A 14718-nucleotide genomic window follows, 5' to 3' on the forward strand; every position below is an offset into this window, starting at 1 on the left:
AGGACTGAAGAATGAAATGAACACTCCGATAGATGATACAGGAAAATTAAAATGTTCTATTGAATATACACTAGGAAAGATAGGTAACAAATGGAAAACAGTGATCCTATGGCATTTAGGCGTAGACGGGACATTAAGGTATAGTGAATTACGTCACTTGTTACCTGGTGTGAGCCATAAAGTAATGACGAAACAATTAAAAGAACTTGAGCAAGATGACTTAATTAATAGAACTCAGTACAATACCGTACCACCTAAAGTGGACTATTCCTTAACCAGCAAGGGAAAAACGTTAATGCCCATCTTAGACCTGATGCATACATGGGGGAAAGAACATGGAGAAGGTTTTTGATTGGAGAGCTTTGACAAAAATATTTGCCTATCGTAAAATACTCTAAATCTTGGTAATCAATTAAGAACTGGTATATAGGAAGCAATACCGTTAGAAGGTAATCTTATACATATTAAATTAAGTGGTACTAAGGGCTTGTTCATACGTATCCGAAGCATTGAAACATAAGTATGTTACCACATTATGTAATTATAGGATATTTTCAATATGTTGCTGCCTATGAATAAAAGGTGCGCTTTTTATGCATCTATTTGTCACTCAGCCCGAGGCCAAACGTTGATAAATCAAGGATGAATAAAAAGTTGCATATTCTATAAAAGTGACCATTGCAGAACCCTTACTCCCATAAGGGTTCTCTTTTTTGATGTGTTCCGGAAAAGAGTGATTATGTTAACTAAGAATGTATATCTTATACACCTTAAAAACAGAAAAAAACCTATCTCTTCCCAATCAAAAGAGGTAGGTTTTTTCTGCTCTATTGCAGTAAGGATTTTCGCTGATGCCTCACGGCGTCTTGTGTAGTTTGTTCTGGTTACGATGTTTTAATTCATATAAAAAGAAAATAACCCTTGAATCAATACATTCAAGGGTTATTTACTAATTCAATTTATAAGCACGTTGAGGTCTTTATAAATCATATGCCTGTTTTTAAAGTGCTATGACTTTTTGTCCTTTAAAAAACAAACTACCTAAAAATAGAAAAAACCACTGGGACAGCAGTAGTTTTCTCTAGTGCAAACTATGTTTTTATTGATGACTTTAATCATCATGAATAGTGTGGTTACACTAATGAATTTTATTCCTAGATAATCGATAAGAAAGAAAGCTGCCCTCCCTGGCAGCTTTCTTTCTTACAAGGTTGCAGTGGAAGACGCCGTTCAGACATCTTGAGTAGTTTGCTCAAATGATAAAAAAGTATTCAATTTAGGCAAGTTGCCTGATAAAGAATGAAAACATATAGTGTAGTCAGAATGCTTTCGGCTCTGAATCCGTATTTTTTATAATCTCCCTGATCTATAAAATTAAAAAGCGCTTAGAATAAATTATTCTAAGCGCTTTTCCGATAAAAACATTCATGACAGCTAGCTAAAGCTTATACATATAGTAAGAGATAAATTGACTAAAAAGGTGATTATTATTATTCGGAAAATATCGGTTATTCTAGTCGGAAGCTTATTGTTAAGTATAGGAATTAATGGATTTTTAGTTCCTCATTATTTGTTAGATGGAGGAACAATTGGGATTGCTCTCATCCTTCACTATTATTTTGAATTTCCTACAGGTGTGATGATTATTATTTTGGGTTTTCCATTATGCTGGTTTGCTTGGGTTTATGAAAGAACTTATTTTTATAATAGTTTTTATGGTTTAGTTATTTCTTCTTTATTGATTGATTGGCTAGAACCTATTAAAGACCAGTTTCAACTTCCTGTTTTTCCTAGTGTAATCCTTGGAGGAGTGTGTATTGGGACAGGGATTGGTCTTATGCTTCGATATGAGACCAGCACTGGAGGAACAGATTTACTAGCACAACTTATATCAAAAGCTTTTTCTTTAAACATAGGGATGGTTATTTTAATTATAGATGGTTTTATCATAACAGCAGGTCTTCCTTTATTAGGACCTAAAACGTTTCTTTTTTCATGTTCGACAATTTTTATAGGTGGAATGACGACTTCGTTAATTACTAAAAAAGAATAATTTGGATTATAAAATTAGTATCTTCTATCCTCCATTTTTTGCACTTTCTTGATTTTTATAAATTTGAAAGGCCCTTATAACAATTCTAAGATTGACTAAAGGGTTCTCTTTTATCGTTCGTTCCTAGAGAATCCATTATGTTAACTAATAAGCTTTAGACCAATTGCGGCACTTAATACCATAGCCATAAATATAATTCTAGCTAAGCTCTTTGATTCTCCATAAAACAGGATTCCTACAAGTCCTGACCCAACTGTTCCAATTCCTGTCCATATTGCATAAGCTGTTCCCATTGGCAGAGATTGCATGGCTAGGCTTAAGAAGGTGAAGCTGCTTCCCAGTCCTAAGACAAAGACTGCAAATGAGAAGATGTTTTTATTACGTAATATAAGGTTTAAACCTGTGACACCTACAACTTCAAAGACTCCTGCACAAACAAGAAAAATCCATCCCATTATGAAGCACTCCCTTCTTGATTTGTACTTCCGGTTACAAGCTTCAGACCAATAACACCCGCAAGAAGAACCAGAATTAAGATAATCTTTACAAGTTGAAATGGCTCTCCAAAAACTAGCATCTCAAGTAACACAGTACCCGTGGTACCAAGTCCAGTAAATACAGCATAGGCTGTTCCAACAGGAAGTTTTGAAGTGGCCTTAATTAATAGGCCAAAAGATAAAACAATGGCAATAATTGTTCCTGTCCACGTGAGTGCATCATCAGCATGTTTTAACCCCATGACCCAGAATATTTCTAATATGGATCCTAAAACTAATAAACCCCAAGCGCGATTCATTTGACTCTCTCCTTTTATTTAGTAATACCTTGCCAATAAACATTCCACGAATTAGTTAGACGTTTCTGAAGACGATTTGGGAATCCATATAGCAATTCAACTAATAATCCATCAAATATTGTTAAAAATGACATCATTGCAGATTCAGGAGCAAGGTTTGACTTTAAGTCAGCCTTTCTGTCTTTAAATACTAATAAAAACAAGGATTCTAATTCATTCACAAACGTGTTAGTACCAATCTTAATTTGTTCTTCAAACTCTAATGGTGGAAAAAAGGATGTTCTCATAAAGAAACTCATATTATGATCTTTTTGATAACGTCCCAAGTATTCGTTTAAAAAGTTATATAAAACTTCTTCAAGAGGTACTGAATGATTTTCTTCCATGAATTGTTTAATAAATTGCAATTCATTTTCTAGAGAATCATTAAAAGTACTAATAAAAAGATCTTCTTTACTTTTAAAATGTGCATATATAGATTGTTTTTTAATGCCTACTTCATTAGCAATAGAAGCAAGCGAAGCCCCTTGATAACCATGTAAAGCAAATTGATTTAAAGCGACTTCTTTTAATTGATTTGATTTCATTTCACCACTCCTTACGAACGTTCGTAAGGAAATCTTAACAAAACGCGATTTTGATGTCAATTTAAATAGCGTTTTGTTATTAATTGACTTATAGAATTGTTTTAAGTTAACATTGAACAAACTTAATACTCCAAAGGGGAGTAGCTGTACAACAAAAGTCGTCACTACGAAACAAAATGTTTCCGGCTTTGTTGGCAATCTTAATTGTTAGCAAGACCTTTGCCTACTTTTTTAGTTAGGTGAAGACTGTTTATACATCAAGCGCTTTTATCTACTAAAAGGATAAAAGCGCTTTTTGTTTTTTATAGATTTAAAATGACTATGAGGAGTGATTAAATTATGTTCAAGAAACTGTTTGATTCACTAATGAACAATAAGCATAAGCGTTATAGTAGCAGTGATTATAAAAGAGGCAGATCAAAACCTTTTAAAAGTTATAGCAGTAGTGATGACTATAGGAAAAAACGTGGTCATCACGGAAGTTATGGACATCATCATTATAAGAGGAAAAGAAAGAGTGGAAGTTTCTTTAGTAGTTAAATAAGAAAAGGGTACCTCTTTCTAATGGCACTGGAGAAGGAGGTTCCCTTTCAAAAAAATCTATAACTTAAAATAAAGCATACCGTATTCTTACCATAAAGAGTAGATTTCTACTGTCCGAGCATATGTATAAAAAGTTTGGTTGTTATGCATCTCTTTAACCAACAATGATTAGCATGTTCGTCATGATACAGGTGCGCCCTTCAAATTCTAAAACAGAAAAATTAGGATCATCAGTTTTACAGAGTACCCTTTCGTCTTGTAATTGAGCTAAATAGCTTAAAACGAATCGTTTAGTTTAATACATGCTCATTCAATATATCTAAATCAATATTATGTAGGTGATTAAGATAAAGAATGTCCTCATAAATCTCGAGCAAGTGAAGTTGATAAAGCAGCACCAGAATTATGCAATGGAATTTATTAACCTCGTCAAAGAATCAGCCAAATAAAAAAGAATAAACCTACTGGGCCACTGTAGGTTTTTCTGTTTTATGCTATCAATACTTTACATTAAAATTTCAATGCTTCCATATACCTTGAGTAGCTTGCTCAGTTTATAAAATTCACCCTAATTTGCGTTTGAATTCTTTACTAGCGAAAAAGTAAGCGATGACCATGATACCTAGGCACCAGGCAAGGGCACTCCAGATATCGTTGCCAACAGATCCTTCATACAAGAGGGCACGAATCGTATTCACGATTGAAGTCACGGGCTGGTTCTCGGCGAATGCACGAACAGCTTTAGGCATCGTTTCAGTGGGAACAAAGGCGGAACTAATAAAAGGTAGGAAAATCAGTGGGTACGAGTAGCCTGTGGCTCCTTCCATAGATTTCGCTGTCAGTCCTGGAATAATGGCCAACCATGTCAGGGCTAGCGTAAACAGCCCGAGTATCCCGGCTACCGCGAACCAATCTAGGATATCAGCACTGGAACGGAAACCCATCAAGAGCGCGACGAAGATAACTATCACGATAGTAAGCGCATTGGAAACAAAAGATGTCAACACGTGAGCCCATAATACCGAAGAACGTTTAATGGGCATGGTGATGAAACGGGCCATCAGTCCACTTTTTACATCATTAAATAGCCGCACGGAAGTGTAAGCGACGCCGGATGCGATAGCCATCAGCAGGATTCCCGGTAATAAATAATTGACGTAATTGGCTGTTCCTGTATTTATAGCGCCACCAAATACGTAGACAAACAGTAGCATCATCATAATCGGCGTAATCGCCACCGTAATAATCGTATCCGGGCTGCGCATAATAGTGCGCATCAAACGTCCTAGTAATACACCTGTATTGTTTTTCATTTACATTTCCTCCTTTTTACCGATGATTGCGAGGAAGATTTCCTCCAATGTTGGCTGTTTCTCAATGTATTCCACTTTTGCTGGGGGGAACATCTCTTTAAGTTCAGTAAGGGTACCGGTTTTGATGATTTTTCCGCCATGTAGGATGGCTATACGGTCTGCCAGTTGTTCAGCTTCCTCTAGGTACTGAGTCGTGAGCAAGATGGTCGTACCACCGCCAGCAAGCTCTTTGATGGTGTTCCAGACTTCAATCCGGGCTTCCGGATCAAGTCCGGTCGTCGGTTCGTCGAGAAAAATAACGGCTGGCGCCCCAATCAGACTCATAGCTATATCAAGTCGGCGCTTCATCCCGCCAGAATATTGATCCGCCCGGCGATTGGCTGCATCGGTCAAGCTGAATCTTGCAAGGAGATTGTCAGCTACTTCATTAGGATTAGATACCCCTCGCAATTTGGCGATCATTATCAGGTTTTCCTTCCCAGTAAGCATGCCGTCTAACGCTGCGAACTGCCCCGTTAGGCTGATGTTTTGGCGGACGTCAGCCGGTTGACGTTGGACGTCAAATCCGCAAATACTCACTTCGCCGCTATCAGCCTTCATCAGTGTTGAAAGAATGTTAACGGTCGTCGTCTTCCCTGCTCCATTTGAGCCCAGCAGTGCAAAAATTTCACCGCGCTGCACCTCAACATTCACCCCTTTTAAAACTTCTTTGTCTTTAAAGGTCTTTTTTAACTCTTTTACAAAAATCGCTGTATTTCTCATACGTTTTTCCTCCTTTTAAAAAGCTCCACAAGCTTGCTTGCTAGAACTGTCATGCTGTAACTAAGCTGAGCGTCTCGTAGAGCTAGGTTTTTGACATTTCACTATTTAGTCTGACTTATATTCTGTATCACTTAGTACTGAGTTTAAAAAATGACTGAATAGCGAAAGCAACTAGCTATTCAGTCGATGTTATTGATTAAATTTATTTTTTCCTAATCGTTCCTTAATACTCTGGTTCAAATCTTCACGATACTTAACCATATAAGTTTTAGCGTTTGCCACTAATTCGTCAGCAAAGGAAGCCACATCGTCTCCAGTAATTTCGAGCACCTGTCTACCTTCTGCAGCACCTGCTTCGAATAAATCAATTAATTCATACTGCATGTGTAGCATATCCATTCCGTTGCCCGATGAGAAATTCCACATGTAGTTTTGAATTTTTTTAAATACAAACTGATAGTCTTCTGGCAAGGCTTCAACCCGTGCCATCATCATTTTATACTCTTTTTTATCACCAATCATTTTTTTGAATATTTCCAACATGTCATTTTTCCTCCTTTTTATAAAGCTTCATAAGATGCTTTAAAACTATCCTATGAAGCTAGTTTGACTTCAAGACGTTGATTTTTGATGATACAAAATCCCACCTTTTCCAAAACAGCTCAAGCTCCTTGTAGCCCGCCTCATTAAGCGAATAAAATTTGCGGGGTGGGCCCATATCTGATGGTTTTTTTTCTATATTCACAAGTTTTTTCTTTTCTAATCGTACGAGAATAGTGTAGACCGTTCCTTCCACGACCTCGATAAATCCAAGCTCGTTCAGACGGCGTGTGATCTCATAGCCATAGGTTTCATGGCGGCTGATAATTTCTAACACACAGCCTTCCAGCGAACCCTTCAGCATTTCAGTTAAATTTTCGATCTTCAGAACCTCCTCTATATTGTCTGACTTATATTCTGTATTACTTAGTACCAAGCCAATTTTTACTTAATAACTTTTAAAATTAAGCTATTAAGTAATACTTAGTATATGTAGATTGTAATACTTAGTACCGGGCATTTCAACTATTTTTTAAAATATTTTAAAAATTATTTATGCTGTTTATTATAGAAAAACCATTTTTTATCAAAATGAGTTATTTCTGTTAGTACAATACCTTTTTTATTAATATGATTGTATTGCTTCAGTCAAATTTAACTTTTTGATCAATTCTTCAGTTGTTAAAACTTTGGCAAACTCATTATCTAAAGTTGCTAATGACACAGTATGTATTTGTTCAGCTGGATAATATGCATGATCTGCTCCTTTTATTGCAAATGCAGCTGTGGCATCTGATACGAGATACGTTTCAAATCCTAAATTATCACTCATTCGAGTAAAAGTTGATACATAATGTGGAGTTGTTAATCCTACTATTACGACTTTTTCTATTTTGTTTTCTTTCAAATGATTCTCAGTCTCCTTATTTTTTCTGAATATTTTAACATTTTTATAGATATATACCTTTAAAGTGGTATAATATAGAGAACGTCAGTTCGGGAGGCTTAATATGCAAACAAAAAAAGTTTATATTTATGTATTTAATACAATGTCAGATTGGGAGTATGGATATTTAATTGCTGAATTAAATTCAGGAAGATATTTCAGGCAAGGTTTAGCCCCTTTAAAAGTAATGACGGTAGGAGTTAATAAAGAAATTATTAAAACAATGGGGGGGCTGAGTATACAGCCGGATATTTCTCTTGATGAGTGCACTCTTCTGGATAAAGATCTTTTAATTCTACCGGGAGGAAATACATGGAGTGAGGAGATTCATCAACCTATATTGAAAAAAGTTGGGGAAGTTTTAGAGCTTGGTACTATTGTAGCTGCAATTTGTGGTGCTACTGATGCCCTTGCAAATAGTGGATACTTAGATTCTAGAAAGCATACGCTTAATAACTTAGAATATACACAAATGGTCTGTCCTAATTATAAAGGGGAAAAGTTGTATGAGATTGGACCTGTAGTATCCGATAATAACATGATTACTGCTTCAGGAGTAGCACCTCTAGAATTCGCGAGGGACGTATTAAAAAAATTAGATGTATTTGCATCAAATACATTAGATTCATGGTATAGCTTAAATAAAACTCAGAAGTCCGAATACTTTTTTCAGTTAATGAGCTCAATATAGGTTCCTAATTATATACAAGGTGGATTACAATAATTTTCTTTTTTATTTTTGTATACGTAAAAATAGATAAAAAAGATGATTAAAAACAGCTTTTGTCTACCCTCCTTAAAACCCCAGATAATCAAAATATCTGGGGTTTTTTATTATAAAGGTTTTAATGTTTACATTAGATAACGACAAATACATATCTTTTCCACGAATTTCCTATATCTTAGATTACTAAATATCAATAAATTTAATACTGATTCTGTTTATCTAGATCAATTAAGGAGATACTTTTTCCTCAGATTCATTAAAAGAAATATTTTTTATCCATTCTTTTTTTAATAATGCATACTGAAGAGTATTTTCATACTTAGGTGTTCCATCTTCGTATTTAGTAAACGAAATAAACTCAACAAAACGTCCTTCTTTACGCATTCCTAATTTTTCACATAGTTTTTGTGATTTATAGTTATCCTCCTCAACGTATGCATAGATTCTTCTTGCATCCAATTGAGTAAACAGATACCTTAGGAACTCCTTCACACTCTCGCTTGCGTACCCTTTTCCCTCATATTGAGCATTAAAGTGCCAACCAATGGAATAAGTATCTGGATCTTCCTTTAAGTAGAATATTTCTCCTATTAGATCATCACTGCCTTTTAAGCAGACTGCAACAAAAGAGTCATCTTTTTTTCTTTTTTGAATTTTTAAAGCAGCTTCCTCTATTGTATGAACTTTGTCTTCAAGAAAGCAGCTTACCCTTGGATTAGCCAAGTATTCCAAAAGAGCTTGAGAGTCTGCTTTAGAAAAGTTTCTCAATAGTAATCGATCAGTTTCAATCTTTTTCATTAAAAATCCTCCTAACCTATATTTATGGGCTTATTTCTCTGAAAAGACAACAACAATAATTTAGGGGATAACATAACAATAATGGTTGGCTAAGCTTTTTTGGTTTTAGATATTAACGTCTTCAGCAACGCGCTCACCAATATCAAGTACACGCGAAATATTTTGCACAATTTCAGGAAGACCAACTACTGCCTCTTGAAACATCCAAATATAAGCTAGAACTGCATAAATAGCACCAGGCGTAGTACCCTGAACACCTGTAAGTCTAAGTAGTGTAGCTAGGGTTAAGAGAATGACGACAATCTCCATCATCCCCCATGTTTTAGCCTCAGTGTTAGAAATAGCAACACGCCACAAACGTAATCGTGCAAAATGTTTTTGAACAATGGTAAGTGGACGATGAACGACTATATCTGCCTCTTCTTCAATTCGGTTGTTAAGTGCGTGATTCAAACGATAAGAACGTCGACCGAACCAATGGTTTATGATTAGTATTGGAATTAGTGCCAATAAACTTAAGAACCCAATAAACTGGTCATAAAGAAATAACATGATAATAGCGCCTAAAAATCGAATAACCGTTGTTACAACTGCTGGCAGCTCCATCTGAAAGAAATCTACTACCTCTCGAGACAATGAGACACGTCCTACAATTCGAGTTCCTTTTACTCCATCAGCACGCTGGCGCTCTACCATTTCTGCAGCAACATTAGAATAAATTCCAACGAATACTTTGGTATCGTAAACGTGTCTGAACAAGCCAACCCCTAGGTGAAGGATCCATAGTAGAGCAAGTGGTATAAGGCTAGCCGGATTCCCTTTAAGCAACCCATCGATTGCAAAACCAATTGTTGCAGCGTAAAGAAGATCGCAAATATTTTCAACAAGAGTGAGCATATAGGTAAGGCTAATTCCTTTACGATTTTTTGACCATATACCTTGAAGGAGTTGACCTACGGAGGATTTTTTCTTTTTTATCATTTGCATCTTATCTACTCTTTCTTTTTTCTAATTAAACAAACTTTAATTCTATTCATTGCTTTATCTTCAAATTCATCATCAATTTGCCTTTTCACTTACTTTAATGAAATCAAGGACTCGTCATTGCTGTTTATATCCCCTTTCCAGTACAATGAACATCATAAAGTATATGGTTACCGTATAGTCAAGGAGGATTTTATGAGTGAAGAGTTGGAAAAGTACTTTACTACTGGTGAATTCGCGAATCTCTGTCGTGTAAAAAAGCAAACTCTGTTTCATTATGACGAGATAGGGTTACTTTCACCTCAAATAAAAAAAGAGAATGGATATAGGTACTATTCGTATGAACAATTTGAAGTCTTTCAAGTGATTGCCTTATTTAAAGAATTTGGTGTTCCATTAAAAGAGATAAAAGTGCTTTTAAAAGATAAAAAATCAATAAATATGATTACTCTTTTAAAGGAAAAATCTCTTGAAATTGAAGAAAAAATTAAGAGCCTTAATCATTTACAAGCAATTATTCAAACACGTTTACAGTTAGCAGAACATGCTTTAAAAACTGATTTTTCTTCTATTTCATTGCAATATTTAGATGAAGAAACCTTTATGATTAGTGAAAATATTTTAGAAGAAGCCGAACAAAAATATACTACAGTTATTCCGGAGCTCATTCATTATACTCAACTTCATAAATTAGATCGAGGATATCCAATTGGAGCAATGCTTGCGAGAGAACAAATTCAAAAAAAAGAGTTTTACAATTACGAACATTTGTATATCAAAATCCCAGAAGAGATAGAAAAAATTCATTGTCATACACGTCCCCAGGGACTATATGTTGTTGGGTATCAAAAAGGTCCCGAAACCGAACATGCTTACGATCGAATTATTCAATTCGTTAGAGAAAAAGCGTTAAAAACAGGGGAGTATGCATATGAGGAATACGTGATTGATGAGGTAATGGCGGATGGAATAGAGAATTCAATTACAAGAATTCAACTTCAAATTCAAAGCCAATAACGTTTTTTTAGGTTGTATTGCAAAGAGGTACTATATTTACTAAACATATATGGCGTATACAGACTAAAAATAGAAAACCCAACCCGTGAACTCTAAAGGTTGGGTTTTCTGTTTTTGTAAACAGAGTATAGGAGAATTGCTTATTGATTTTTCTAGATGGCAATAATGAGGAAACGTTATTCTTCATAAAGACGGATTGCTTCTTTTAGCACAATAACATCCTTCTCCTTAATCCTCAATCTCAATTCCAGCTTGCTTAAATGGTTCTAATACTTGTGGATCACACATTGAAATATAGTCCACTGTTTTTAAATTCGTTAAGTTCTGAAATCCTTCAACAGATAATACATCAAACAAACTGTCTTCGCCATCCCAATCTGGCTTTAGAATATGATAAATTTCATTACCTCCATCAAAGCAAAGGCATTCAACCTTTTCCAAATCACTCTTTTCCAGAGTTAACTCTTCTAAATAATCTTTGATTTCAACAATGGGTCCAGCTCCAGAATACCATTCGAAATTATTCGTATACTTATCTTTTAAATCGGTTAATTCTTTTAGAAATAATGGCTCTTGATCTAATAAAGCTTCAATAACCACTAATTTAAAATTAAAATCTTTAAACATTCCACTTTTCCCCATTTTGCTACCTCCGATTTTATCTCTGTATTAGGCTTGCAATCGCCCCTGCACTATTCGTATTATAACAATCATCTATAAACAAAACCTGCGTTTTCACGTATGTTTTTCGTTTTTATTATTTTCGCGTTGACGGCACAACTGAACCAAATATTCAACCACAACTTAGTTGACTTTACTTTTATTACGTGTTAATTTGTATATGCAAATGAAGAAAAGGAATGATTACATGAATAATGAAGAAGAACAAATATTAATACACTGTCTTTACTTTACAGCTAGCCGATTTGCTCGTAACATTACAAAATTAGCTGAAAAAACATTTGATTTTGGTGACGTCGCTCCTTCCTATCTTTACATGATTATGATTGTAAAGTTTCATCCGGATATCACACAGAAAGAACTGTGCCACAAGTTATCGATTGCCCCTTCTACAAGTACGAGGTTTATTGATAAACTTGAAAAATTAAAGCTTGTCGTCAAAAAAATGGATGGAAAGCAGACGAGGATCTCGTTAACGGATGAAGGAGAAAAAGTGTATCATCAGTTTCGCGTTTCTTTAAAAGAATTGTTTACTAATTACTCAGAAATATTAGGAGATGAATTTAGTAAAGACTTAAGTAAAATGCTGCATGAAGCGAGCAATAAGTTAGAGAAAGAATCGTAATTTTTTTACCCCTTCATTTGCATATACAAATATAATAGGAGGATTCAATATGTCTGAAAAACTATTACTAATTGTTGGTTCTGGTCCAGGGATTAGCTTAAATACAGCAAGAAAATTTGGAAAAGAAGGATTTAAAGTGGCTATGATTTCCCGTAGTATGGACTCCTTACAGAGATATGAAGATGAGCTTAAAAACGACGGAATTATAGCAAAAGGATTTCCAGGTGATGTCTCTTCTGAAGAATCTTTAAGAAAAGCCATCGATAAAGTAATTAAAACCTATGGAAAAGTTGATGTTCTTTTATACAATGCTGCTTCAGGAAGACCTGGCAAACCAACAACATTGAGCGCTGATCAATTAGTAGAAGATTTTAAAATCAGTGTAGCTGGAGCTCTTACTGCTGTTAAAGAAACAGTTCCCCATATGCAAAACGGAGCCATTTTGTTAACAGGCGGCGGATTAGCTCTTCATCCATATGCTGACTATTCTTCATTAGCGATTGGAAAAGCAGGCATTCGTAATTTAGCATATAGCTTGAATCAAGAACTTGCTTCAAAAGGAATTTACGTTGGAACATTGACTATTAAGGGTTTTGTTGAAGAAGGAACTTACGTCTCACCTGCAAATATTGCTGAGACCTTCTATCACATGTTTGAAAACCGAAAAGACGTAGAGGTCACTTTTGAAGAAAAGTAAAAATTTTTAACACATCATTTGTATATACAAATATAAAAGGAGTTTATTTATGAAAAAAACATTAGTTATTGTTGCACATCCCAATTTAACCACTTCAACTATTAACAAAACATGGAAAGATCGCTTGAGTCAAGAGAGCGACATTACTGTTCATGATTTATATGCCACATATCCAAACGGTACTATTGATGTTGCTTACGAACAACAATTGCTGCTTGAACACGAACGGATTGTGTTTCAATTCCCGCTCTACTGGTACAGCAGTCCTTCTTTATTAAAGGAGTGGCAGGATGTTGTTCTTAGTTATGGTTGGGCATACGGATCTGAAGGCACAAAATTGCATGGAAAAGAGTTTATGTTAGCCATTTCAACAGGCGGACCTGAAGCAGCCTATCAAGCTGGTGGATCCAACCTTTTCAGCATGAGTGAACTAACCAAACCGTTCCAAGCAACAGCAAACTTGACCGGTATGCGATTTTTGCCTTCTTTCATAAAACAAGGAGTACGTATCTTAACGAACGAACAAGTCCATGAAAGTGCTGAAGAGTTGTTGCATCACCTCAAACTTACCTTTTAAGCGCGGACAATCTTTGTATAAAACATCTGATATATTCTCACAAAAATTGTAGCCCAAATAAAAAAAAGACTAACGCGAAGGCGCTTAGTCTTTTTTGTTACCTCTTTTCACTATTCTACATGCAGACACCATTATCTTCTATGTTTGCCGAACAATCAAATCGTACCAATAATATCTTGACTACTAACCCTATCCCTTTTAGTCAGCGTTAATTTTTTTGAATCATCAAGTTCTGGAAAAACCACATACATTCCTATTCCCTTACCCTTGTCTTTTATATAATCAAAATCAGCAGTACCTAGGAAATCACCTGGTTTCACATAATCTCCTTCATTAGCACCAAGCTCAAGAGGGATGCCCTCTAGCTGTATTGTATCGGTACCAATATGAACCAAAATGCTGATTCCACTGTCAGTTTTCATTGTAAAGGCATGTTTAGTTGGAAAAATAGAATCGATTGCTGCTGCGATAGGTGCATATATTTCTTTTGCATGAGGTAACACATAGAACGACACCATTTAATTAAGGTCTTACAATGATTGTGAGAGGATTTGTCCAAAATGGAGCAGCATAATTTTTTTGCTTTTTACTTAATTTGTTGTTCTTGTTTCACTTTTAACAATTTATCAAATGCTTGCCAGGGCATTAACGCACAATTATGTCTTGCAGGCAGCTTATGAATATCTTTTAAACTAATCGCATCTTGTATTTGAGGATCTTCTACTTTACTTCCATGTACAATCATGTTTTTTATAAGGGTAGAAATATCCTTTATTTCTTCTGTTTTTTTATCTTTTGCTATGGTTGTAAACATTGACGAAGAAGCCATACTAATAAAACAACCTTCTCCTATAAAAGATATATCTTGCACTCTATCGCCTTTAATGACTGCATACATTGTCATGATATCCCCACAAGTAGGGTTTTTATAATGTACTTTATGAGTGTGGGATTCCATCGTTCTGTGGTTTCTTCTATTTTTAGCATGATCCATTATTACATGCTTGTATAAATGATCTAGGTTCATTTATTTCCCCCCTTATTGGATAGATAAATTGTGAAGATTTCGTCT

21 protein-coding genes are annotated in these 14718 nt (G+C 35.2%); 8 read left to right on the top strand and 13 right to left on the bottom strand.

All coding sequences use genetic code 11. The annotated features are described in order from the left end of the window. Positions 1-16: 16 nt before the first annotated feature. Together ACO1DI_RS02820 and ACO1DI_RS02825 are read left to right on the top strand one after the other, a co-directional pair. Complete coding sequence (locus ACO1DI_RS02820) at positions 17-352, top strand: winged helix-turn-helix transcriptional regulator (protein WP_014458923.1); 336 nt, start codon at positions 17-19, stop codon at positions 350-352. Between the two features lie 1116 nt (positions 353-1468). Continuing rightward, positions 1469-2053 carry a YitT family protein gene (locus tag ACO1DI_RS02825; protein ID WP_208733046.1) on the top strand — a complete coding sequence of 195 codons (585 nt, stop codon included), beginning with the start codon at positions 1469-1471 and terminating at the stop codon, positions 2051-2053. A gap of 140 nt (positions 2054-2193) precedes the next feature. Here ACO1DI_RS02825 and ACO1DI_RS02830 read toward each other — a convergent pair whose 3' ends face one another. The 3 genes from ACO1DI_RS02830 to ACO1DI_RS02840 are packed head-to-tail and all read right to left on the bottom strand — an operon-like array spanning position 2194 to position 3436. Further along, positions 2194-2508 (bottom strand): DMT family transporter, encoded by a 315-nt coding sequence (locus tag ACO1DI_RS02830; RefSeq protein ID WP_014458914.1) that lies wholly within the window; start codon positions 2506-2508, stop codon positions 2194-2196. After that, on the bottom strand, positions 2508-2849 hold the full coding sequence (locus ACO1DI_RS02835) for a DMT family transporter (RefSeq protein WP_115654581.1): 342 nt from the start codon (positions 2847-2849) through the stop codon (positions 2508-2510). The genes ACO1DI_RS02830 and ACO1DI_RS02835 overlap by 1 nt, the downstream gene beginning before the upstream one ends. A 14-nt stretch (positions 2850-2863) precedes the next feature. Next, positions 2864-3436, bottom strand: coding sequence for a TetR/AcrR family transcriptional regulator (locus ACO1DI_RS02840; protein ID WP_014458912.1), 573 nt, complete (start codon positions 3434-3436; stop codon positions 2864-2866). A gap of 339 nt (positions 3437-3775) precedes the next feature. On the opposite strand from ACO1DI_RS02840, the gene ACO1DI_RS02845 reads away from it, so the two are divergent. Beyond that, positions 3776-3976 (top strand): hypothetical protein, encoded by a 201-nt coding sequence (locus ACO1DI_RS02845; RefSeq protein WP_042991987.1) that lies wholly within the window; start codon positions 3776-3778, stop codon positions 3974-3976. Positions 3977-4542: 566 nt separating this feature from the next. Here ACO1DI_RS02845 and ACO1DI_RS02850 read toward each other — a convergent pair. From ACO1DI_RS02850 to ACO1DI_RS02870, 5 genes are all read right to left on the bottom strand, one after another. Further along, on the bottom strand, positions 4543-5292 hold the full coding sequence (locus tag ACO1DI_RS02850) for an ABC transporter permease (RefSeq protein WP_140451178.1): 750 nt from the start codon (positions 5290-5292) through the stop codon (positions 4543-4545). Beyond that, the gene (locus ACO1DI_RS02855; protein WP_182421838.1) at positions 5293-6054 is read right to left on the bottom strand and encodes an ABC transporter ATP-binding protein; all 762 of its coding nucleotides are present in this window, start codon (positions 6052-6054) and stop codon (positions 5293-5295) included. It abuts the gene before it with no gap. A 189-nt stretch (positions 6055-6243) separates the two neighbouring features. Further along, positions 6244-6597 carry a DUF1048 domain-containing protein gene (locus tag ACO1DI_RS02860; RefSeq protein WP_013058327.1) on the bottom strand — a complete coding sequence of 118 codons (354 nt, stop codon included), beginning with the start codon at positions 6595-6597 and terminating at the stop codon, positions 6244-6246. A gap of 58 nt (positions 6598-6655) precedes the next feature. Beyond that, positions 6656-6976 (bottom strand): PadR family transcriptional regulator, encoded by a 321-nt coding sequence (locus ACO1DI_RS02865; RefSeq protein ID WP_028414817.1) that lies wholly within the window; start codon positions 6974-6976, stop codon positions 6656-6658. A gap of 243 nt (positions 6977-7219) precedes the next feature. Further along, positions 7220-7552, bottom strand: a complete 333-nt coding sequence (locus ACO1DI_RS02870) for an isochorismatase family protein (protein ID WP_258232160.1) — start codon at positions 7550-7552, stop codon at positions 7220-7222. A gap of 52 nt (positions 7553-7604) precedes the next feature. On the opposite strand from ACO1DI_RS02870, the gene ACO1DI_RS02875 reads away from it, so the two are divergent. Further along, positions 7605-8231, top strand: a complete 627-nt coding sequence (locus ACO1DI_RS02875; RefSeq protein ID WP_048020755.1) for a type 1 glutamine amidotransferase family protein — start codon at positions 7605-7607, stop codon at positions 8229-8231. A gap of 264 nt (positions 8232-8495) precedes the next feature. Here ACO1DI_RS02875 and ACO1DI_RS02880 read toward each other — a convergent pair whose 3' ends face one another. Then, positions 8496-9065: a GNAT family N-acetyltransferase gene (locus ACO1DI_RS02880; protein WP_182421195.1), complete on the bottom strand. Its 570-nt coding sequence runs from the start codon at positions 9063-9065 to the stop codon at positions 8496-8498. Positions 9066-9170: 105 nt separating this feature from the next. Further along, positions 9171-10052, bottom strand: coding sequence for an ABC transporter six-transmembrane domain-containing protein (locus ACO1DI_RS02885; protein WP_423145056.1), 882 nt, complete (start codon positions 10050-10052; stop codon positions 9171-9173). Positions 10053-10244: 192 nt separating this feature from the next. Between ACO1DI_RS02885 and ACO1DI_RS02890 the strand changes: the two genes are divergently transcribed. Next, positions 10245-11066 carry a MerR family transcriptional regulator gene (locus ACO1DI_RS02890; protein ID WP_423145057.1) on the top strand — a complete coding sequence of 274 codons (822 nt, stop codon included), beginning with the start codon at positions 10245-10247 and terminating at the stop codon, positions 11064-11066. 228 nt (positions 11067-11294) lie between these two features. On the opposite strand, the gene ACO1DI_RS02895 is transcribed toward ACO1DI_RS02890, so the two are convergent. Then, on the bottom strand, positions 11295-11708 hold the full coding sequence (locus ACO1DI_RS02895) for a DUF6892 domain-containing protein (RefSeq protein WP_014458901.1): 414 nt from the start codon (positions 11706-11708) through the stop codon (positions 11295-11297). A gap of 226 nt (positions 11709-11934) precedes the next feature. Here ACO1DI_RS02895 and ACO1DI_RS02900 point away from each other — a divergent pair, with 226 nt between their 5' ends. Genes ACO1DI_RS02900 through ACO1DI_RS02910 form a run of 3 tightly spaced genes read left to right on the top strand, consistent with a single transcriptional unit; the run spans position 11935 to position 13646 of the window. Next, the gene (locus tag ACO1DI_RS02900; protein WP_014458900.1) at positions 11935-12372 is read left to right on the top strand and encodes a MarR family winged helix-turn-helix transcriptional regulator; all 438 of its coding nucleotides are present in this window, start codon (positions 11935-11937) and stop codon (positions 12370-12372) included. A 49-nt stretch (positions 12373-12421) separates the two neighbouring features. Continuing rightward, positions 12422-13069: an SDR family NAD(P)-dependent oxidoreductase gene (locus tag ACO1DI_RS02905; RefSeq protein ID WP_028414818.1), complete on the top strand. Its 648-nt coding sequence runs from the start codon at positions 12422-12424 to the stop codon at positions 13067-13069. Between the two features lie 49 nt (positions 13070-13118). After that, positions 13119-13646 carry an NAD(P)H-dependent oxidoreductase gene (locus ACO1DI_RS02910; RefSeq protein WP_047750171.1) on the top strand — a complete coding sequence of 176 codons (528 nt, stop codon included), beginning with the start codon at positions 13119-13121 and terminating at the stop codon, positions 13644-13646. 155 nt (positions 13647-13801) lie between these two features. Here ACO1DI_RS02910 and ACO1DI_RS02915 read toward each other — a convergent pair whose 3' ends face one another. Together ACO1DI_RS02915 and sufU are read right to left on the bottom strand one after the other, a co-directional pair. Further along, positions 13802-14149: a PTS glucose transporter subunit IIA gene (locus ACO1DI_RS02915; RefSeq protein WP_053001462.1), complete on the bottom strand. Its 348-nt coding sequence runs from the start codon at positions 14147-14149 to the stop codon at positions 13802-13804. Positions 14150-14232: 83 nt separating this feature from the next. After that, positions 14233-14673 carry a Fe-S cluster assembly sulfur transfer protein SufU gene (gene sufU / locus ACO1DI_RS02920; protein ID WP_423145058.1) on the bottom strand — a complete coding sequence of 147 codons (441 nt, stop codon included), beginning with the start codon at positions 14671-14673 and terminating at the stop codon, positions 14233-14235. Between the last annotated feature and the right edge of the window lie 45 nt (positions 14674-14718).

This window comes from Priestia sp. 40 (assembly GCF_049368575.1).
In the GTDB taxonomy this organism is placed as follows: domain Bacteria; phylum Bacillota; class Bacilli; order Bacillales; family Bacillaceae_H; genus Priestia; species Priestia zanthoxyli.

Coding starts and splice junctions, on each gene's coding strand:
- ACO1DI_RS02835 (WP_115654581.1), bottom strand. CDS start 2,849: ATGAATCGCGCTTGGGGTTTATTAGTTTTAGGATCCATATTAGAAATA.
- ACO1DI_RS02850 (WP_140451178.1), bottom strand. CDS start 5,292: ATGAAAAACAATACAGGTGTATTACTAGGACGTTTGATGCGCACTATT.
- ACO1DI_RS02860 (WP_013058327.1), bottom strand. CDS start 6,597: ATGTTGGAAATATTCAAAAAAATGATTGGTGATAAAAAAGAGTATAAA.
- ACO1DI_RS02880 (WP_182421195.1), bottom strand. CDS start 9,065: ATGAAAAAGATTGAAACTGATCGATTACTATTGAGAAACTTTTCTAAA.
- ACO1DI_RS02845 (WP_042991987.1), top strand. CDS start 3,776: ATGTTCAAGAAACTGTTTGATTCACTAATGAACAATAAGCATAAGCGT.
- ACO1DI_RS02885 (WP_423145056.1), bottom strand. CDS start 10,052: ATGCAAATGATAAAAAAGAAAAAATCCTCCGTAGGTCAACTCCTTCAA.
- ACO1DI_RS02840 (WP_014458912.1), bottom strand. CDS start 3,436: ATGAAATCAAATCAATTAAAAGAAGTCGCTTTAAATCAATTTGCTTTA.
- ACO1DI_RS02855 (WP_182421838.1), bottom strand. CDS start 6,054: ATGAGAAATACAGCGATTTTTGTAAAAGAGTTAAAAAAGACCTTTAAA.
- ACO1DI_RS02895 (WP_014458901.1), bottom strand. CDS start 11,708: ATGGGGAAAAGTGGAATGTTTAAAGATTTTAATTTTAAATTAGTGGTT.
- ACO1DI_RS02905 (WP_028414818.1), top strand. CDS start 12,422: ATGTCTGAAAAACTATTACTAATTGTTGGTTCTGGTCCAGGGATTAGC.
- ACO1DI_RS02890 (WP_423145057.1), top strand. CDS start 10,245: ATGAGTGAAGAGTTGGAAAAGTACTTTACTACTGGTGAATTCGCGAAT.
- ACO1DI_RS02820 (WP_014458923.1), top strand. CDS start 17: ATGAACACTCCGATAGATGATACAGGAAAATTAAAATGTTCTATTGAA.
- ACO1DI_RS02900 (WP_014458900.1), top strand. CDS start 11,935: ATGAATAATGAAGAAGAACAAATATTAATACACTGTCTTTACTTTACA.
- ACO1DI_RS02910 (WP_047750171.1), top strand. CDS start 13,119: ATGAAAAAAACATTAGTTATTGTTGCACATCCCAATTTAACCACTTCA.
- sufU (WP_423145058.1), bottom strand. CDS start 14,673: ATGAACCTAGATCATTTATACAAGCATGTAATAATGGATCATGCTAAA.
- ACO1DI_RS02875 (WP_048020755.1), top strand. CDS start 7,605: ATGCAAACAAAAAAAGTTTATATTTATGTATTTAATACAATGTCAGAT.
- ACO1DI_RS02830 (WP_014458914.1), bottom strand. CDS start 2,508: ATGGGATGGATTTTTCTTGTTTGTGCAGGAGTCTTTGAAGTTGTAGGT.